Source organism: Paenibacillus amylolyticus (genome assembly GCF_051136285.1).
GTDB classification, from domain to species: Bacteria; Bacillota; Bacilli; order Paenibacillales; family Paenibacillaceae; genus Paenibacillus; species Paenibacillus amylolyticus_F.
In genome coordinates this window covers 2,434,418-2,454,604 of the sequence record NZ_CP194938.1, presented here as the reverse complement: position 1 = coordinate 2,454,604, position 20,187 = coordinate 2,434,418, and the positions used below count along the sequence as shown (strand labels likewise).

The window sequence follows — 20,187 nt, the reverse complement described above, 5'->3', positions numbered from 1 at the left end:
ACCCTGTAAACCTCGTAAACCTGCACACATCGTAATACCGTAAATGGGTAAGCACCGGAGATGGCACATACATGTACACAGTGACCTCAGCGATCAGTCGTTTATTTCAGAAATCGGGAGAGTAGTCGATTGGCCTTTTTGGAGAGGTCTTCCATTTTGAGATTGGCCTGATCAAGCTGGTTATACGTCCATTTAATCGTTTGCAGCATCCGAGGGGATATGGGCGTGCCTTGGATACGTGGATAGATGTTGTGATAGGCCCATACAAGATGCTCCCAGCGATGGTCGTCTCCCTCCTGAATGTACTCGGATACGTCAAGTACTTTGCCGCGTCCATTCTGGAGCAGTACATTTTTGAGGTGAATGTCGCGTGGATTCAGTCCAAGGCGACGAACGGCTTCTCGCGCTGCGTCTACATCGAGCATGACTTGCTCGGGAACGGGGATTCCTTGTTCCAAACATTCCAGCAAGGTGTCTCCAGGTTCATAGCTAATGACAAGTATATTTTGGCCGCTACCATAATACGACGGGAAATAGGGCAGTCCCTGAAGCTGGGTGTAGACCTGTTTTTCATTATTTAATTTATCCAAAGCATGATCCGAGTACTTCTTGAAGGCGTACTGGGGCAGACGATCATACGTAAATACAGCCGCATCCGTACCTATGCCAATGCAGTTCACTCCTGCTACCTCGCCGATGATATTCACCAGCTCATTCCGATCGCTTCCGATGACTTGGATCTGTTGTAATGCTTCTTCTGCCTGGAACCAATCCGGCTGATTCATGGGTGGCGCCTCCTTTTGGATATGCCTGTACATATTTTCGGTATAGTGAATCGTATAGAGATCTTATATAAATCGTATTGATGTAAATAGATTAATACGGACCGTAATCCATTTCAACTTTCTAATGTAAGGATGGACAGGCGTTTTACGGAGTAAAACGATCCATAATTCAGGTAAATAGCAACGCTGGAGAGCGTTAGATTTTTTAACCCTGCCCAAATGGGCAAATAAGTTCTGGGGTGATCGTTAGCGTAACATGAAGGGTGTTCTAACGTAACGAAGTCATCTCATTATTCTAACGGTAATGTGCGTTGCCTCCTCCTTATCTCAGGCACGCGATAATCTGCTGTATTCTATCTCCCGTCATTGGGTGGATATTCTCCTTTTTTAAAAGTCAAAAGGGATTTCTCTTCATCCTGATGTAACTATATAAACGATACGGATCGTACCTCAAACGGTTGCGCGCAGAAGAAAATAACGGAAGCCGGGTTGCGGCATGACGGCCGGGGCTTTATACTGTGAGCAATAAAGGGATCTCTCAGGTGGATCCGGCATACAGAAAGGCAGATTTTCATATGGCACAATACCCGCAGTGGTCTTATTCGCAGTCGCGGGCGAGTATGTTCGATGAGTGCCTGCGCAAATATTATTATCATTATTATGGTGCCCACAACGGCTGGAAAACAGAATCGGCGGATGAGATGCAGGTACGTCTGTATCGTCTGAAGCAACTGAGCAATCTGTATCTGGTATTTGGTGATCTGGCACACCGGATGTGTGAGTCGGCCGTACGGAGCAGGGAAGAGGGGAAACCCAAGCCAAGGGAAGTTTTTTTGGAGAAAACGATACGTGATCTATTAAATCAGGCTTACAAAGAGTCGATGAACCCCGAGCAGTGGCGTCTTCATCCGAAGAATTATACGATGTTGTCCGAAATTTATTATGGTGATGATACACTGAATGACCGGATCGCAGCGATCAGAGAACGTGCAGGAGCCTGTGTAGGCAACCTGTATCAGACGCTGACGTGGGAAGATTTGTCCCGTGCGAGTACAACGATTTTGGAGATTGAGAAATGGGATACAATGCTGCTGCATGATACGCGTGTGTATGTGAAAATGGACTTATTATACAGGCGCAGCAATGGCAATATTGTGATTGTGGACTGGAAGACGGGCAAGGAAGATGATTTCTCCGACCAGTTAATCCTATACGCTTCCTATGTCAGAGAGCATTATCAGGTTCCACTGGAGCAGATAGAGATTCGGGTGGAATACCTGTTAACCGGCAAACACAAAGAGTTTAAGGCAACCGAAGAGGACGTTCGCAAAGTGGAGGAGAACGTAGGACGTTACATTGAGGAGATGCGTTCCTGTGTGGCAGATGAGTATTACAACCGTCCAAAGGACATGTCCTATTTCACTCCAATGCCTTCGCACCGGGCATGCCGGGATTGTAACTTTCGCGAGGTATGCAGTGAACGGATCGTTTAGTGGGATCTGTTTGGTTGCGGTATCACCGGGCTATTATTGTTATTCAATATGTCAAAAAAAGAAGCGCGGCGCCTGAAGGAATCCTCCTTTGGGCACTGCGCTTCTGTGCGTTCCACAGGCTGGACACGGCTATATCCAGGTGGAACGGCCGGAAGACTTACTGGACAGCGGCGGCATCCTCCAGCGCCTGTCCTGCAGGTACATAGGCGTGCCCGAGGTCGCGGGCAACCGCCTCATACGTGATGTGTCCATTCAGCGCATTCACTGCGCTGCGAATGGACGAACTGCCGCGAATCGCGGCGGCTGCACCGTGGTTTGCCAGCTGCAACGCATAAGGCATGGTGGCGTTGGTCAGCGCCACCGTGGATGTGCGCGGAACGGCGCCAGGCATGTTCGCCACCGCGTAATGCACGACACCATGTTTCACATAGGTGGGTTCATCGTGAGTGGTGATATGATCAACGGTCTCAACGATCCCGCCCTGATCAATCGCCACATCCACAATGACCGACCCTGGTGCCATGGTCTTCACGACCTGCTCGCTGACAAGTGTTGGCGCCTTAGCGCCCGGGATCAGCACCGCACAGATCAACAGGTCCGCCGCAGCGACAGCGGACGCAATATTGGAAGGGCTGGATACCAGCGTCTGGATCTGGTTACCGAAAATATCGTCCAGCTGGCGCAGCCGATTCAGATTCAGATCCAGAATCGTAACATCCGCCCCCAGACCAAGTGCAATTTTGGCGGCGTTTGTACCTACCGTACCGCCGCCAATAATGACAACTTTGCCGCGGCTTACGCCAGGCACACCCGATAACAGAATGCCTTTGCCGCCTTCTGTTTTCTCCAGAAGCTGCGCACCAATCTGCGCAGCCATCCGCCCAGCCACCTCACTCATGGGTGTGAGTAGCGGGAGAGAGTCGCCTACTTCTAACGTTTCATATGCAAGGGCGGTTACCCGTTTTTTGATCAGCGCTTTAGCAAGATCCGGCTCTGCGGCAAGGTGCAGGTAAGTGAATAGAATCAAACCAGGACGAAAATAACCATATTCACTGGCAAGAGGTTCTTTCACTTTAAGGATGAGCTCGGACTCCTGCCATACCTGAGCTGCTTTTTCAGCAATTACCGCGCCGGCCTTCTCGTATTCCTGATCCATAAATCCACTGCCAAGTCCAGCACCTTGTTCGATAAAGACTTGATGCCCGGCTCTCACGAAATCAGCTGCCCCGGCAGGAGTCAACGCTACACGATTTTCATTGTTTTTGATTTCTTTGGGAATTCCGATTCTCATCGCCATGCACCTCGTCCATTTATTGGTTGTTAGCTTATACTACAAGTTTATGACCCCGCAAGTCGTTTTGCACCTTACATGATGTCTATTTTTTAGAAAGAATACTCAACATTTAGTCGAAAATGACTATTCAGGACATATATCTATGGATTATAATGTAAGAAAAAATGACACTAAGAGGGATCGATTTTGCGAAATGACCGTGTGTTTACTGTCAGAGATATCCTGCAACGTCCGGTATTTAGTCAAGCAAGACTTGCGGCAGGCCAAGAAGGATTGGAGCGTCAGGTGGGTTGGGTTCATGTGCTGGAAATCACCAATGTGTCTCCATTTGTAAGCCCGCATGATCTTATTTTATCCACGGGTTTATGGCTTCAGTCGGAAGAGGGGCGTGAAGCGTATCTGATGCAGCTGATCAACCGTGAAGCGGCTGGATTATGTGTCGAGTTTGGAACTAGTGTTCATGCCATCCCCGAATCGTTGATTGAACTGGCAAACCAGCATCAATTTCCGCTCATCGTATTTGAGCAACCCGTGCGATTTGTTGAGATCACGCAAGATATCCACTCTCTACTTATTAACCACCAACACCAGCTATTAAAGAGCTTGGAGACCTATTCCCGTGAGCTTCAGCAGCGAACACTGCAGAGCACAGATATGTCTGCGGTGCTGGAACTGTTATATGCCTATTCGGCAAAACCGGTGGTGTACATTTCGTCTATGGAGGCAGGCAGTTTTGTACCTGAACTTGCTCCGGAGATGGAACAGTCGATCTACAGCTGGTACAGCCGGGACGTCGAACAGCTGAATCTGAACGATTCCGATACCGAGCTGTGGTTTCATATGGATGAGGAGACCGCGCTGCTCTGTTACCCGGTGGTTTGTTTTGGTCAAGTGTTCTCAGCCATAGGAATGATTGTGCATCCGTCAGCGACTGTGGAGTACCTTAAACTCCTGCTCGATTACACAGCCAAAGCTGCTGCCGCGCTTACCCTCCGTTCTCAATTTCTTGAAGAGAAGATGGTACGCAATCAGAATGAATTGATTCAGGATCTGATGCATGGTCACATTCAGCAGGAGGAGCAGGCGCGAACACGGATGGGGCTTCGTTTGCTGGTGAAGGGACAATACTGGTTCGCGGGAGGTATTTTAGAGATTGAGCATCGAACGAAGGGAACGGGCCGGGAACGAATGGAGACGAATCATCAGGATATCCTGGTGCTGCTCCGTTCACTTTTGAAAAAGAATCATCTGACCAGTCTCATCATGTTAAAAAATAACCAAATCTATCTTTGCTGTGCAAAGGAAGAGACACGAACCTCCTCCCGGCAGCAACTGATCCACATTTTAGAGAGCATCACTCAGGATATTAAGCGGTTTGCCCGCTCGAATCTAAAACAAGTCGAAATTCATGCCGGCTTCGGCAAACTTCGAAATCAACTAACCCGCTTGAAAGACAGCCTTCAGGAAGCGTATCAGGTTATTGAAGTAGCGAGGTCTGTCAAACCAATGCAACATGTTCACTTTTATGATCGTATGGGTATATATCAAATGTTAAAAGCCATGCCGCCTTCTTTCCTGCAAGCTTTTGCGATAGATCATCTAGGTGTACTTATGGAGCATGATCAAAGCCATCAGTTACGATTGGTAGAAACATTGGACGCGTATCTTGCAAACTTCGGGTGCAAAAGAGACGCGGCTGCCCAGCTGTTTGTTCATCGGCAGACCTTATATAACCGACTGGAGAAACTGGAAGAACTGCTGGGGCCGGATTATATGCAACAGGAGAAACGAGTGTGTTTGGAGATGGCATTGCTTGCTAACGCCATGATTGAAGGCGCGGCTGGGCCGTCCTCATGATTGTAACGTTTTGAGATATGGGCTGTTCTTGAAAGGAAGGGTTTCTGTGCGTCTATAGTTTGTTGATGTGCTGCATGCATCCTAAAGTACGCGACAAGCGGTGAGACCCTTTGCTGGAGAAACGGCCCCGGTAACGGATGGATGGACGGGAAAAGGGTGCCAGCGATAGTGAGGTAGAAGCTGCCAGACGATACGGAGATGTCACGCGCTCAGACCTTTGATCCGGTTTGTTTTGTTGATCCGAAGGAGTTAAACCGCTAAGGCTTAACCATGCTTGAAGCTGGTGGGTATGGATACCAAGTTGTCCGCTCAAATGACAGATGTCGAGATGTTTTTTCACACAAATCCGCCTTTCCTGATTATAGGGCTGGGAGTAGGGTACGAAAGGAAAGCATGAAACCAAGTCGGTAAACGGTGTGTAGAGGGTTGCTCAGGGTGGGTAGCGGAGTGTTGCATTATGTCATTTCAACCAGCAGTATGGATATTCAGTGTATAGATAAAAGACCGCTGTTTTCACTCTTACTATAAATTGGCTTTTAACAAGATTTTAACATTTTAGATGTGATTGCGCGTCTCAATATAGTCTCATTTTTATAAAAAAGTAAGTCTCAGTAAAAGTACCAGTATCTAGTGCGGAGGACATATATGAGAAAAGGTAATGAGTCTCAACTTGAGAAGTATGTCAGGGACGGGAAGCGTTTCGTTGGTAGAGCCAGAGAACTAATGATACTAGAACAGTGGTTTGACAATGAAGAAGCGCCTATGACTATATTTTCAGTTACCGGCATGGGTGGGATTGGGAAGTCTTCGTTACTTTCAGAAATGCTGTCCATCGCTCGGGAGCGGGAAGCCACCGCCATATGGATGGACGGTCGGGCGTGTGGTACAACCCCTTCCGTGTTCATGGATTATTTTATATCAACACTTGGGCTGGAACTGGGACTGCCGACAAGCAATGGCTCTCATCTGGTATCTCTGTTGAAAGCCATGCCCAGGGAGAAGCGGCTCGTGATTGCTGTAGATAACTATGAGGAGCTTGCATTGCTCGAGAGCTGGTTTATGGAGGTTTTTATTGCGAAACTTCATCTAAGAGGGATACTCATTATACTTGCTTCCCGCCCGGAGCTTTCAGCGGCATGGCGAACTCACCCCCGGTTGTATCAACGACTGGTGCAGCTTCAACTGCAGCATTTTACAGCAGATGAGGTTGCTGCGTATATTGCAACTGCTGGTTCATTGAATCCGAGTATAGCTGGAATCATTACAAGAATGACGGATGGACATCCGCTTGGACTTGCGCTTGCCGTGGAAGCGGCTGATCAGGAGCGAAATCTTCCTCAAGCCGAGTGGGTTGAGCTATCACATATGATCAGTGCCCGGCTGTTGCTTGAGCTTACCACGCCCCGTTTGCATCCGATGGTAGAGGTTTTAACTTTGCTGGAGACTGCAAACCAGGAACTGTTATCTGCTGTACTGGGTATTACCGTTAAGCCGGAAGAATATCACATGTTGATGCGGATGTCCTTCATCCGTTCTGCGCCGGATGGGCTCGCTTTGCATGATATGGCCCGAGTACATTTGATGCGGGATTTTCGGCAGCGTGAGCCGTATCGCATGCAGTCTATGCGTATCCGGATTGCTGAGCTGTTGAAGCCGCTCCATGAACAAGCCTGTTCACATGAGCAGCTTCAGATCGCCAGAAAGATGCTGCTGCTCTGTCAGGAGTCCATGCTCCAGTTTCGCAAGTATGCCGATGTATCACGCGATTCTTTGTTTTTGCCGCTAGAGCCGATGAAACAGACAGACTTGCCTTCCTTGCATAAACTGCTGGAGCGATGGTGTGAATACAGCGTTGAGCCCTGGCAGGCTGTGAATTATGCTCCTTTTTTGGATGAACTGGCTCAACGATATCCTGAGGGCATCGTATTGAAGCGTAATGAGCAGGGCGAGACAATTGCGATGTTCATAACAGTGCTGGTACACCGGGAGACAAGTGCTTTGCTTCTGAAATATTTCCCGAATGAAATGAAAGAATGCTTTGCGCCAGAAGAATTGCAGAACGACCCGGATGAAAGTGATACACACTTCGCTTTACTCGCTGCGGCAAGAGATGATGTTCCCGGATATACGCGGGAAGAGCTTGTCGGATACATGGTTTTGGATCGCTTATCACTATTGGGAGATGGAGCGAGAGCAATTCTTGTTGCCACCAACCCGCACCTGAAGTTATTTCTGCGGAGCATCGGTTTTCAGATGCGGAGAACATCTACACGTGCTTGTGATCGGTATGAGGATCAGGCGGATGTGCTGGAACTGGATTTGCGCAATGGACAATTCGGTGCATGGGTCATGTCGCTTCTGCTTCCAGACTTGCCGGCTAATCCAATCCAACCCGCGACAGCAGTCGGGACGGGGAATACGATTTGGTCTGGGCAGGAAGTGCGCAAGATGCTTGGGCACCTTCGCTCTCCGGGCGAGTTGCAGGCGTATGCCGACAGGATTGCAGGGGTGAAGGATGGCATCCAGCTGCAATTATATATTTTGGATCTGCTGGAGGGCAGAATACACGGGGTGTCTCCTCAGGATCAGAAGCTGTTACATGCGGCTTACTGGGCCCATGCTGGCAATCCAACTGCCGCAGCACAGGTGTGTTCCATGAGTCGGGCCACCTTCTATCGCCATATTAGAACAGCACTTATCCGTTTGGCGAGAATATTGTAAAGTGTGAAGCTGATCTCATAGCAGCTGATCTAATAGAGAAGCGAAATCAAATACAGCAGTAAAATCAAATAGAACAGAAAAATATGATAGAACAGCAAATCTATTGGTTTAAAAACAAACCCGCAGTTACACGGTAGATAACAGTAACTGCGGGTTTTTCTAGCACGGATGATTCATAGGTGACGCCCCCCCCACAAATCCTAACGATCAGGAGAAACCTTATTTCGTCCATAATAGGCATGTTGAAATTCTAACGATCCGTAGCGACGCTATTTTGCATCATTCGTCCACTTTATCCTGTTTTCAGCTGGAATCCAGCTAAATAGCGTCGCTGGTGATCGTTAGATTTTTAACCCCCGTCAAAACGGGCATATAAGGTCTGTGGTGATCGTTAGAGTCGCCAAAGAGCTGGATCGCTGGTTCTGCCCTCGATGCTTCTCCTGATTCCCCTCAAATTCTCTATGTTTTACCGCTCCACAACGGCAATGGGGGGAATCGCCTCCATTTTCTAGCATTTCATGAAGTTCAACTGTACAAGCAAGCGCGGATCACTGCGGGTTGTGTATTATAAACCAAGCCGTTTCATGCGGTTATAGAGTGTAGCTCTGGAGATGCCGAGTTGTTTCGCTAATGTGCGTTTGTTGCCACCGGCAGCCTCTAAATATTGAACAAGAAGCCGAGCCTCGTAAGCATCCAGCTGTTGCTGATAGGAGGTGCCCGAGTCTTGCCCGGAGCCTGTATCAAGGAGATCAGTCGTTTCCTTGGCTGCTGCTGCAAAAGGGCTAGGCATTTGACTCTCTTTTTGCGTCTCCAGCACATTCGGATAATCTGTTCTGGTTTTATCTGCAAACGTGAGACTGTTTGCTGGCTCCGGTTCAGAGTGTTCATATAATTTTGTGGATGTAAGCGAATCAGGCAAGTATTCCGGCTTAACCTCACCATCCATCGTCAGGATGGTCAGGCGTTCAATCACATTACGCAACTCGCGGACATTACCCGGCCAATCGTACTCGAATAACCGTTTGAATACTTCTGGCGGAATGACTTCAATATGACGGTTGTAGAGCAGTGAGAACTCTTGCAGGAAGGTCTGGGTAAGCTCATAAATATCTTCTTTGCGCAACCGGAGTGGCGGAATAATGAGATTGATGACATTCAGACGATAATAGAGATCCTCCCGGAATTGGTTGCGGGTAATCATGGCTGGAAGATCCTGATTGGTCGCGGCAATGATTCGACAGTTGGCTTGTTTGGTACGGGTGCCCCCGACCTGGAAATAACTCCGCTCCTGCAAAACACGAAGTAATTTCACTTGCAGCTCAGAAGGCATCTCGCCGATCTCATCCAGAAAAAGAGTGCCTCCCTCGGCTAACTCAATTTTCCCCTTCTTACCTTTGGGATCAGCCCCGGAGAAAGCCCCTTTCTCGTAGCCAAACAATTCACTTTCGAACAATGAAGCCGGAATAGCCCCGCAGTTTATCGCAATAAAAGGGGCGGTCTCTGGTTCGCGCAGATCATGGATGGCTTTGGCGAACAATTCTTTGCCCGTACCGCTTTCCCCCATAATGAGAACGGTGGCAGGAGTGGTGCTGATCTTGCGGATGGTCTCCAGACATTGCTTCATAATTGGACTGCTGCCTTTGATGCGGGCAAAAGGATCGCTCTCGGGACGAAGCCGGGCAACGGCTTTTTCCAAATGCTGAATTTTGGAGGACATATGCAGCAGTTCCTGATGCAGACGAATCTCGGTTGTGATATCTACCTCCGCCGCGACAGCGCCGACAATACGGCCGTCCAGTCTGACAGGACGGGCATTGATCAGAGCGAACAGATCGGGCCGGGGCTGATGCTGTTTGCGGTAGACGGTTTCACCGGTATACAACGTTTTGAGTGATTGAAGTCGTTCGGGTGGAAAAAAGTTAGCGGCAGGCTGACCGATGATTTCGGTTTTGCGGATTGAAAAAATATTCTCCGCACCGGATGTCCAGTAGGCCACCTCCGCTTCCTCATTAATTAAAGACAGGGCAGAACCTGCTGTCTCCAGCGTGGTTTCCAAATAAGCTTCCATCAGCCGATGGGCTTGCAACAGGGCATTCATAACATCAGCCGCCGAGAGATAACCGGCCCATTCATCACGATCATTTTTGACCATGAGAACAGGGCTTTTGGCGAACAACGGAATGGTGTGTGCAAGTTGCATGGAAGGGGAGATCACAGGGACAGGGATCGAGAATGATGGGTTAACTGTAAATGAGCTGGATTCTGTTGACGTAGCAGAAGGTGTGAAAGGCAGAGCATGCTCAGCAAGTATGCTTGGTTGATCAAGAAAGGAACAATAGAGATAAACATTTCCCGTGGCAGAGCGTACAAATACAGAGCGAGCTGCCGTGTCATCGGAACCCGGATGCGGAGGGATATGTTCCTGAACAGTGAATTCATCGTAAATGTGCATATCTGTTCGTGTTAGTTCTTTCAGAGTGGGAAGTAAATGTCTCATCAGGATCACCTCGATTACAACTTACGGATTAAAGTGATTGGAATTAGTACTATTATATCGCTCTCGTATTGTTGTGTATATATTTTTTGACATGCCTTGTTCGGGTAGGGGGGTGAGAGCGCTATACAATTTTGGATAGTTTTATGTATGCGATTTCAATAGATGAAGTAGATACAAACTGTTGATATCACTGCAAATTTTAACTTTTTTTAGGATTTTCATTTGGATGTTGTGTTAAATTATATAACATTGATTAACCTGTGAAATGAAGTGCAAATATCTATGTATGAGAATATTTCGATATCTTTGTTCTAAAATTTTTGACATTACATTTTGGGTATTCTTATTTTTTAGACATATATTCTGTATGGGATGGTGTGTGTCGGGAGAGTTTTGTGTGACTCAAAAATGGGAAGAGCCATGCTCTCCAGATAGACTGGGTTGCATGGCTTGGCAGGGGTGGGGTGTATGGCTGGGTGCATGGAATGACAGAGCTTTTTGACATGTATTCTAGCTCTAGCGGAACATGTTCTTCACAACCATCCAGAGGTTCGCAGGTTTCTCCGCCAAGCGGCGGGTATAGTATGGATACCACATTGTGCCATAGGGCACATAACAACGAATGCGATAACCTTCCTGGGCAAGACGCTCCTGCTCACTCATGCGCAGGCCATATAACATCTGGAATTCAAAGGCTTCAGGAGAAATATCCCGATCCTTGGCGTATTGTTTCGTCCAGTTGATGATGTGATCGTCATGGGAGGCCACAGCCGTATAAACGCCTTGATCCAGATGATGACGAATCATCGTTTTGAACTGATGAATGACCTCGGCTGTACTTTGATACGCGACCGTTGCAGGTTCTTTGTAAGCTCCTTTCACAAGACGCAGCCGAATGCCTTCCCGAATCATATCGCGTGTATCCTCTTCCGTTCGATGCAGATAAGCCTGCAATACCGTACCCGAATTATCCAGCCCTTCCGCATGCAGTCTTCGTACGATATCAAGTGTTGCCTGGGTGAACGGACTGTCCTCCATATCGATACGTACGAACAGTTCATGCTCCTTCGCCCGGGCAGCAACCGCACGAATATTCTGATAACCTTCTTCCGGATCAAGCGCCAGCCCCATTTGGGTTGGTTTAAGTGAAACATTGGAGTCCACACCGCTATGTGCTATACCTTCAACCAGCCTCACGTATTCATCTCTGTAAAGTGCGGCTTCGCTCAGATGGGTGATGCCTTCGCCCAGATGATCCAGTGTCGCCATAATACCTTTGCTGTTCAAGGTGCGTATTTCTTCCAGTGCCGCTTCCAGCGTATTCCCTGCTATAAACTTGCCAGCTAGCCTTTTGCCGTATTTGAGAGACAGGTTCTCTACAGCTTTATTGCCAGCTACGGTTAACAACGTTTTGCGGTATAGTTCCGTTCCGACACTCATCGTGGTTCCTCCCTAATCATTCATGATTGTGTATCCATATATCTAGCAAAAACCGTGCCAAAAGCAGCTGAATGCAATGGTGTATCGCTTAATTATTTTTATGAAAATTTTTATCTCCGTGAAACAAAAAAAAAAATTTCATGTTCTAGCGGAGTTGGCACGCTTCTTGCTTCATATATTTGAATGAGACGTAAGTGCTGCTTGAATTCAAGCAGCGATCGATATAAGTTGAACAATTTTTTACACAAGTAACGGAGAGGACAGAAAAAAACCTGGAAAAGCGAAGCGTTCGCCTAAAAGCTTTCTGAAAGAAAGCTGCATCGGAAGCATACGCTTATCACCGGATTTTTCCCTTTGGAGAAGGGAATCCAAAAAATCTGGGGATAACAGCGAATGGAAGGTTATTCTGTCATCGGAGTGCTCGTGTAAATTATCTTTGTGAGACTTATAAAGTGAGTAGAACCCACATCCTGAAGGAGGAATCATTGATGAATATCCCATTTGTAAACGAACCATTTACAGCTTTCGCGGTGCAAGCGAACCGGGAAGCCTTTGAGGAAGCGCTTCGGAAGGTTGAATCCGAACTGGGGCAGGAATATCCAATGATTATTGGCGGGCAAAAAATAACCGGCAGCCGCACGTTGACTTCCGTTAACCCGGCTGCAAAAGATCAGGTGATTGGAACGATCTATCAAGCCGATCAGGAGCTGGCCGAGAAGGCCATTCAAACGGCGGCAGAAACGTTCCACACCTGGAAACATACGGACCCGAATGAGCGGGCCCGTTATCTCTACAAAACAGCTGCGATCATGCGCCGCCGCAAACATGAATTCTCCGCCTGGATGGTCTATGAGGCGGGCAAAACTTGGCCAGAAGCGGATGCAGACACCGCAGAAGCAATTGATTTTATGGAGTTTTATGCCAGGGAGATGCAGCGACTCAATGAGCCACAGCCGCTTGTGCGGATCGCCGGTGAAGACAATGAACTGACGTATATTCCGCTGGGAGTTGGGGTGGTAATTCCACCATGGAATTTTCCGCTGGCAATTATGGCGGGCATGACTTCCGCAGCTTTGGTGTCGGGCAACACAGTGGTGTTAAAACCAGCGAGCACCACACCGGTTATTGCTGCCAAGTTCATGGAACTGCTTGAAGAAGTCGGGCTGCCGGATGGTGTAGTGAACTTCTTGCCAGGGCCGGGTAGTGAAGTGGGCGATTATCTTGTTGACCATGCACTGACCCGTTTTATCAGTTTCACAGGTTCCAGGGATGTTGGTCTGCGGATTAATGAACGCGCTGCGCGCACCGCTCCGGGGCAAAAATGGATCAAACGTGTGATTGCCGAGATGGGCGGCAAGGATTCCATTGTCGTTGACAATGACAGTGATCTGGAATTGGCGGCCGAATCGATCACAGCTTCAGCTTTTGGTTTCTCCGGGCAAAAATGTTCGGCGTGCTCTCGTGCCATTATTCATAAAGATGTATATGATGAAGTATTACAAAAGGTGATCGAACGTACGCAGAAGTTGACGATGGGCAGTCCGCTTGAAGTTGGAAGTTACATGGGGCCTGTTGTTGACGATAAGGCATATACAAAGATCACCGAATATATCGAGATCGGCAAAGGAGAAGGGCGTCTGGTTCATGGCGGAGGCACAGGAGACCCGGCAGGATATTTCATTGAGCCGACCATTATAGCGGATGTGGAACCACACGCCCGGATTGCGCAGGAGGAGATTTTTGGCCCGGTGCTGGCTTTTATTAAAGCCGATTCCTTCCAGGATGCCCTGGAGATTGCCAACAATACGGATTATGGTTTGACCGGTGCGGTTATTTCACGTAATCGGGCACACCTGGAGCAGGCAAGACGTGAATATTTTGCGGGTAATCTGTATTTCAACCGTAAGTGTACTGGAGCCTTGGTGGGTACGCATCCGTTTGGCGGATTTAATATGTCGGGTACGGATTCCAAAGCTGGCGGCAGAGATTATCTGTTATTGTTTACGCAAGCGAAGCTGGTATCTGAAAAATATTAAATGCTGCTGGACACTACGTGTCTGTATTGACATGCTGACAATGAATGATCAGTATGGTATTATTCCATAAAATCCTTTTTCATATCACTTATTTAGCAATGGAAATAATAGAAATCCAGGGTAGTCGTCACTCTCCAGGTTATTCTGTCATCGAAGTGTTTCGTGTAAGCCACGCACTGTTCAATGGATATAGTGTTAGTAATCGATTGTATCTAGCAATGACATAAGGGGGGCATCGGATGTGTTAGGTGTTCAGTTGGTGCAGGAACAACGGTTCCGGCTGTCCATCACGCCGGAGATGAAACAGTCCTTTCATTTGCTGACCTTGCCCGGTCAGGAACTGATTCGTTATTTGCAGGATGCCGCAGCGGATAATCCGCTGCTTGAAGTGGAGGAGCAGTCTGTTTACTCGCTCGGCTCTATACGGCGAAGCCATTCGGAGTGGAATACATCCGATGACCCCTTACTTCAAGCCAAAGGGGCATTACCTACGCTGGAACAAATCCTTGCTTCACAAATTCGTATGATGGATGTACCGGATGGATTGGAAACGGTGGCAGTCTATTTGGCAGGGTGTCTTGATGATGAAGGGTATTTGAAGATTGAGTTGTCAGAGGTGCAAGATGCGCTTGGAGTTTGCATGAGCGAACTGAATGCAGGGCTGAGCCTGTTACAGTCGCTTGATCCACCTGGTGTAGGGGCACGGAATCTGCAAGAATGTTTGTTGTTGCAGATCCAGCGTGATCCAGCAGCTGTTCCTTGTGCTGAGCATATCGTTCAGGCAGGGCTGGAGGCCTTGGTTCCTTTTCATCCCGGACGGACAGCAAGCAGACTTGGCATCACTTCGTTGGAGGCGCAAGTGGCATATGAATATATTACTCGGCTGAACCCCAAGCCTTGCCGATCGATAGGCTGTAATGAACGCCCGCAATATATTATTCCCGATGCTGTTGTTGAACTGGTTCATGGAGAGATGGTTTTCAAGCTGCTGGCGGCGGGGAATCCCCGTGTATTCCTGAATGAAACTTGCAGCAGCTGGATCAGAGAGTCAGCTCCTGGTGAAAACTGGCTGAATCGGGCATCTGAAGCGAGGGCTATTATACGTAGTGTGCAGATGCGGCGCAGGACATTACTTCGTGTGCTGACGGCTGTCATGCATGAGCAAAAGCGCTTTTTGAGTGAAGGCCCAGCTGCGCTGGTGCCGCTTAATCTAACCGTGATTGCTGAGAAGCTGCACATGCATGAATCAACCGTCAGCCGGGCTGTGAACGGTAAATATATATATACTTCACATGGGATATATGAGGTGAAAGCCTTTTTTGACTCTGGCATTACGACAGTATCTGGAGAGCAGACGTCCGCATCGGCTGTAAAGAAGCGACTGCAGGACATCATTCGAACCGAGCAGATGAGCAAGCCATACTCAGACAGGCGACTCGCCGCTATTCTTGCTGATGAAGGCATTGTTATATCCAGAAGAACCGTTGCAAAATACAGAGAACAGTTGCGGATTCTGCCTTCGCCGGAACGAAAACGCTGGGTCTGACCACGAAGGAAAGATGGAATAGACCAGTCGAAAACACTTTTTAATAGCCCATTGAAACACCTCAAAAAGCCCTGTTAACCGAATGAACGGATAACAGGGCTTCTGGGTACCTTCTAATACATAGTAGGGAGAGAGCTGATCTTACATACGCTCCATATTACGCAGGAAATGTTCACCAGCAATTCCTGGAGTAGTCATCTGCTCTGGATGTAAAATCTCCTCGAGTTCTTCCGGTGTCAGCAAACCTCGCTCCAGAATGATTTCCTGCAGGGTCATCCCGGTTTTCAGGGCTTCTTTCACAATCGAAGCAGCCACATTATAACCGAGGTGCGGGTTCAAGGCAGTTACGACACTGAAGCTTTGTTTCATAATTAATTCGCAGCGCTCACGGTTGGCTTCCAGTTCTTCCACGGCGTACCGTGTGAAGACATCGATGCCATTATTCATAATCTTCAGTGATTGTAACAGGTTGAATGCAATAACCGGGCCCATCACATTCAGCTCGAATTGCCCGGCTTCACAAGCCATACAAATCGTGTGGTCATTCCCCATGACTTGGAAGGAAACCTGATTAATTACCTCTGCCATTACGGGATTAACTTTACCAGGCATAATAGAAGATCCCGGTTGACGAGGTGGCAGAAGCAATTCATTAAATCCGGCACGCGGGCCGGAAGCCATCATGCGAATGTCATTACAGATTTTGGACAGGCTCACTGCGCATACTTTTAGAGCAGCCGAGAGTTCCAGATATGCGTCTGTATTCTGCGTAGCGTCAACCAAATCATCTGCGGTCTGCAATGGCAGGCCAGTCACCTCTGACAGATACTCGGTAACCTTGACGATATACTCCGGTTTGGCATTGAGCCCTGTACCTACAGCTGTTGCACCCATGTTAATCGAGAGCATGCGTTTATTCGCATACTGAAGACGTTCAATGTCCCGTCCAATCACGCGCGCATACGCGCCAAACTCTTGTCCAAGGCGTATTGGTACAGCGTCTTGCAGATGGGTACGTCCTACTTTGACAACATCGTTGAACTCGACTTCTTTTTTGCGGAAGGCTTCCTGCAGCTTTTTCATCGTACCCAGCAATGTCTCGGATAGACGATAAGCTGCAATACGCAGGGCCGTTGGCACAACGTCATTCGTCGACTGAGACATGTTCACATGATTGTTGGGATTACAGTGGAAGTAGTCCCCCTTGTTTTTCGTTAACAGCTCAAGTCCGCGGTTGGCCAAAATTTCGTTGATATTCATATTCATGGAGGTGCCTGCACCGCCCTGAATGGAGTCTACAATAAAATGATCGAGATGATGGCCTTTAATCATTTCATCCGCTGCCATGATGATGACTTCACCAATCTTGTTCGGAAGCATTTTCAGTTCCATGTTCGCCATCGCCGCTGCCTTTTTGACAGCAGCCAGTGCTGTAATCAGTTCGCGGTGAACCGGAACGCCAGTGATCGGGAAGTTCTCTACAGCCCGCACCGTCTGGATTCCATAGTACGCATAAGCCGGAATTTCTTTTTCGCCGATAAAATCTTTCTCCGTCCGTGTGGACATAGTAGACATCTCGTTCGCCTCCATTGGCATCATAAAAATAGTTCGGCTCCAGCGTTGCTGAAGCGCACTCAGTATATCATTTAAGCAAAAAAGATGCCAAGCTAAATGATTCTTTCCTTGTAACCGATAATAATTTAAATTGGGAAATTTAAAATTTCATATCATGAATTACAGCAACAAGGGAGGGATACCTAAGCTTGTCTTATTCATTATGAGCTTTATGGTATGAAAGTCATGCATGAACGGTATGCAAAAGGTGAATAGAGCGTTTTCAGTGATATATGTCACATGATATTTGGTACATGATTGGTAAAATAGGAAAAAAGGACTACGGGGTGCGAACATGAAATGGACTTTAGGGGCAAAGGCTGTTGCAGGTCTGGTGCTAATTTCAATTATTACGTACGGAACTAGCGGCTTTTTTATTTTTTTTGTAAAAGACTGGATTTCGCTTGATATGCCAAACTGGCTATACATATCTATCATTCTGCTTATGGGGGTCTGCTGGAACGGCATTCTCGGCTGGATTGCTTCCCGCTATCTGACTCGTCCGATTGTTCAGCTGTCTCGTGCAGCGCAGCAGGTATCTTCCGGCGATTTGACCACGGAGATCCCGAAGCGGCGTGCGCAAGATGAGCTTACTGTATTATATGAAGCTTTCAACGTAATGGTTTCTAATCTGAGGAATATCGTGAACGATATTGCGGATAGTACACGCACAACTTCTCAGAATGCACAGTCGCTTAGTGAAGCGATTACCCAAGCTGCCGAGCAGATCGAGATGATGTCGGAAGCAGTAGATCATATCGCAGTTGGTGTAGAGGATCAAAAAGTAACTTCACATCATTCCCTGATCACCGCGGATGAGATGTTGAATGATTTTCAAAAGATGCAGAATCAGTCTTTGGGCATGACCGAGTTATCTGGACAGATGGAAAAATCAGTTGGTCATACCAAAGAAACCTTCTCATCGTTGATGAAAGGTATGGACGAGCTGGCTAAGTCTCACAATCGTTCTCGTGATATTATGCTGCTCTTGGAGAAGGAAGCTTCTGATATTGAGGTAATTACACAGTCGGTTAAAGATATTGCTGAAGAAACAGGGTTGCTCGCCTTGAATGCATCTATTGAAGCAGCTCGTGCGGGAGAAGAGGGTGCAGGATTTGCAGTTGTAGCCCAACAGATCCGCAAGCTTGCAGACGAGAGCAAGGATTCGGTACACCGCATTAATGAATTGATCAGCCGTGTGCAGCAACGAATCGGAGAGACTGTGCAGCTCAGTCATGAACAACATGGGCTGGTTGTGAACGAGTCGGAACGCACGATTTCCGTAGATCAGACGTTGCATGAACTGACAGGAACGGTTGAAGTGTTTATGAAAGGCGCTCATGATATCGGCTCCAAAATTGCTGAGCAGACAGGTCGTGTGGAGCAAACACATAGTCATGTGAAAAAGATTCAAGGCAAAGCAGGTTCCTTCTCGGATGAAGCCAAACGTATTATGGATGCTGCGCACGAAGAAACAGCCATTATGGAAGAAATATCTTCTTCGGCAGAAGAGTTAAGACAACTGACGGATCGATTACTGGATAAGACCAAAGCATTCCGGATGCAGCCCTGAGCTGTTTCCGGAATGTTTTTTATTTCACGAAAATTAGGGCGAGTCTTGAAACCTACTGAAGTGCATCTTTTACCCCCTTTTCGCCCCTGCTACGTCACTTCTCCTTAACGTGCCCCAGCACGCCTGCGGAAACTTCCTTGCTTGGAACGAAAATTCGGCAAAATCTGCATTCTTCAGAGTTTTCAGACACGCCCTAACTTATTATGGTTAAAGACGAACGTTTTTTCGTATGATTGAAGATTTGTAAAGATTTTTTAAGAAAGATTAACAAAATTGCAACGCGCGGGCGATAAATGAAGATATAATAGGATTATCACAACAAAGAAGGAGCCCGGTATATTGAAAACTTGGACAGGTATCCTGCTGATGATTATTTTGGCGGTTGCTACACTTTCAGTAACCTCAACTGCCCAAACGACAAATGAGTCGCAACAACAGCTTAATATAGATGAATCATCCAGCCAGACTGTAGCGGTCGAGGCTTCCCATATAGATCGAATGAATAATGCAGTGAACAGTAATAAAGAAATGATGCCAGTAAAAGCAGATGATGTTTCGGTGGCACCAGAGAATAGCGATGTTTTAGTGTACCCTATGAGCATTGAGGGCTCAGGATATATATATAATGGCCTTGTGGTTGAAGCGAATGGCAAAAAGCGTGAATTTGGCGATTGGCGAGCAGAGGGTGGAACGTACAAACCCGAAGTGCATGAACTGGATTTGAACGGCGACGGTAAAAAAGAGATTGTAGTATTGTACTCCAAAGGGCATGGCACCGGGATTTATTTGGGCCAAGCTCACATCCTTGATCCTGTTACCTTAGAAGTGATGAAAATGCAGTCGTTGGATGATATTGTGAAAGAACATGTTGAATCCAAAGTAACGGTATCCTCCGACCAGATCGAGATAGGTGTTACAGTGGATGGAGTTCAAGCGGAGTCCTCCCGTGTGGATAAGGCAGCTGGTGATGGTCTCTATCATGAACAATTACAATTTGGCCGTGTGACTTATTATAGTGTCAATAATGGAAAGCTTGTTGTTTCTACATCCGGGGCATATGGCGAGAGTTTATATGCTGGCGATCTGACGTTTTCTTATGTGTATCAGAATGGAGAGTGGAAGGCGGACGATCTTAAATATAGTATGGAAATGTACGAAGAGGAGTATTACGAGTCATTTGATTGAGAATGGATGAGATTGTGCTGCAGCACAAGGTCTTAGATGTAAATGCCTAATAAAATATAGGACATGCCATGGCAAGTGTGACCATTGGATGGGGCTGAAAAAAATGGAGTGACTACAGCCTTATTTTGTGCTGTCTGGAAAAAATA

General features: G+C 47.4%; 13 protein-coding genes. 7 read left to right on the top strand and 6 right to left on the bottom strand.

Annotated features, from left to right (window positions below):
* Positions 1-101 precede the first annotated feature (101 nt).
* The gene (locus ACR8BL_RS10930; RefSeq protein WP_434752628.1) at positions 102-785 is read right to left on the bottom strand and encodes a serine/threonine protein kinase; all 684 of its coding nucleotides are present in this window, start codon (positions 783-785) and stop codon (positions 102-104) included.
* 575 nt (positions 786-1,360) lie between these two features.
* Between ACR8BL_RS10930 and ACR8BL_RS10925 the strand changes: the two genes are divergently transcribed.
* Positions 1,361-2,278 carry a RecB family exonuclease gene (locus tag ACR8BL_RS10925; protein ID WP_434753085.1) on the top strand — a complete coding sequence of 306 codons (918 nt, stop codon included), beginning with the start codon at positions 1,361-1,363 and terminating at the stop codon, positions 2,276-2,278.
* Between the two features lie 157 nt (positions 2,279-2,435).
* Here ACR8BL_RS10925 and ald read toward each other — a convergent pair whose 3' ends face one another.
* On the bottom strand, positions 2,436-3,569 hold the full coding sequence (gene ald / locus ACR8BL_RS10920; RefSeq protein WP_434752627.1) for an alanine dehydrogenase: 1,134 nt from the start codon (positions 3,567-3,569) through the stop codon (positions 2,436-2,438).
* Positions 3,570-3,758: 189 nt separating this feature from the next.
* On the opposite strand from ald, the gene ACR8BL_RS10915 reads away from it, so the two are divergent.
* The gene (locus ACR8BL_RS10915) at positions 3,759-5,429 is read left to right on the top strand and encodes a PucR family transcriptional regulator (protein ID WP_434752626.1); all 1,671 of its coding nucleotides are present in this window, start codon (positions 3,759-3,761) and stop codon (positions 5,427-5,429) included.
* Between the two features lie 52 nt (positions 5,430-5,481).
* Here the strand turns inward: ACR8BL_RS10915 and ACR8BL_RS10910 are convergent, their stop codons facing one another.
* Complete coding sequence (locus ACR8BL_RS10910) at positions 5,482-5,769, bottom strand: hypothetical protein (protein ID WP_434752625.1); 288 nt, start codon at positions 5,767-5,769, stop codon at positions 5,482-5,484.
* A 305-nt stretch (positions 5,770-6,074) separates the two neighbouring features.
* Between ACR8BL_RS10910 and ACR8BL_RS10905 the strand changes: the two genes are divergently transcribed.
* Positions 6,075-8,150, top strand: a complete 2,076-nt coding sequence (locus ACR8BL_RS10905) for an nSTAND1 domain-containing NTPase (RefSeq protein WP_434752624.1) — start codon at positions 6,075-6,077, stop codon at positions 8,148-8,150.
* Between the two features lie 565 nt (positions 8,151-8,715).
* On the opposite strand, the gene ACR8BL_RS10900 is transcribed toward ACR8BL_RS10905, so the two are convergent.
* A complete protein-coding gene (locus tag ACR8BL_RS10900; RefSeq protein WP_434752623.1) occupies positions 8,716-10,647 on the bottom strand; it encodes a sigma-54 interaction domain-containing protein in 1,932 nt (643 codons plus the stop codon).
* Positions 10,648-11,163: 516 nt separating this feature from the next.
* Positions 11,164-12,087 carry a proline dehydrogenase family protein gene (locus ACR8BL_RS10895; RefSeq protein ID WP_434752622.1) on the bottom strand — a complete coding sequence of 308 codons (924 nt, stop codon included), beginning with the start codon at positions 12,085-12,087 and terminating at the stop codon, positions 11,164-11,166.
* A gap of 488 nt (positions 12,088-12,575) precedes the next feature.
* On the opposite strand from ACR8BL_RS10895, the gene pruA reads away from it, so the two are divergent.
* Positions 12,576-14,123 carry an L-glutamate gamma-semialdehyde dehydrogenase gene (gene pruA / locus ACR8BL_RS10890; RefSeq protein WP_434752621.1) on the top strand — a complete coding sequence of 516 codons (1,548 nt, stop codon included), beginning with the start codon at positions 12,576-12,578 and terminating at the stop codon, positions 14,121-14,123.
* Between the two features lie 241 nt (positions 14,124-14,364).
* Positions 14,365-15,669 (top strand): RNA polymerase factor sigma-54, encoded by a 1,305-nt coding sequence (rpoN, locus tag ACR8BL_RS10885; RefSeq protein ID WP_434752620.1) that lies wholly within the window; start codon positions 14,365-14,367, stop codon positions 15,667-15,669.
* 141 nt (positions 15,670-15,810) lie between these two features.
* On the opposite strand, the gene ACR8BL_RS10880 is transcribed toward rpoN, so the two are convergent.
* Complete coding sequence (locus ACR8BL_RS10880) at positions 15,811-17,244, bottom strand: aspartate ammonia-lyase (RefSeq protein ID WP_434752619.1); 1,434 nt, start codon at positions 17,242-17,244, stop codon at positions 15,811-15,813.
* Between the two features lie 334 nt (positions 17,245-17,578).
* Between ACR8BL_RS10880 and ACR8BL_RS10875 the strand changes: the two genes are divergently transcribed.
* A complete protein-coding gene (locus ACR8BL_RS10875; RefSeq protein WP_434752618.1) occupies positions 17,579-18,856 on the top strand; it encodes a methyl-accepting chemotaxis protein in 1,278 nt (425 codons plus the stop codon).
* Between the two features lie 339 nt (positions 18,857-19,195).
* Entirely contained in the window at positions 19,196-20,041 is an 846-nt protein-coding gene (locus tag ACR8BL_RS10870; protein WP_434752617.1) for a hypothetical protein, read from the top strand.
* The last annotated feature ends 146 nt before the right edge of the window (positions 20,042-20,187 follow it).

What these genes read in the sequence shown, in the direction of transcription:
- ACR8BL_RS10895 (WP_434752622.1), bottom strand. Translation starts at nt 12,087, where the DNA reads ATGAGTGTCGGAACGGAACTATACCGCAAAACGTTGTTAACCGTAGCT.
- pruA (WP_434752621.1), top strand. Translation starts at nt 12,576, where the DNA reads ATGAATATCCCATTTGTAAACGAACCATTTACAGCTTTCGCGGTGCAA.
- ACR8BL_RS10930 (WP_434752628.1), bottom strand. Translation starts at nt 785, where the DNA reads ATGAATCAGCCGGATTGGTTCCAGGCAGAAGAAGCATTACAACAGATC.
- ACR8BL_RS10905 (WP_434752624.1), top strand. Translation starts at nt 6,075, where the DNA reads ATGAGAAAAGGTAATGAGTCTCAACTTGAGAAGTATGTCAGGGACGGG.
- ACR8BL_RS10925 (WP_434753085.1), top strand. Translation starts at nt 1,361, where the DNA reads ATGGCACAATACCCGCAGTGGTCTTATTCGCAGTCGCGGGCGAGTATG.
- ACR8BL_RS10880 (WP_434752619.1), bottom strand. Translation starts at nt 17,244, where the DNA reads ATGTCTACTATGTCCACACGGACGGAGAAAGATTTTATCGGCGAAAAA.
- ald (WP_434752627.1), bottom strand. Translation starts at nt 3,569, where the DNA reads ATGAGAATCGGAATTCCCAAAGAAATCAAAAACAATGAAAATCGTGTA.
- ACR8BL_RS10875 (WP_434752618.1), top strand. Translation starts at nt 17,579, where the DNA reads ATGAAATGGACTTTAGGGGCAAAGGCTGTTGCAGGTCTGGTGCTAATT.
- ACR8BL_RS10900 (WP_434752623.1), bottom strand. Translation starts at nt 10,647, where the DNA reads ATGAGACATTTACTTCCCACTCTGAAAGAACTAACACGAACAGATATG.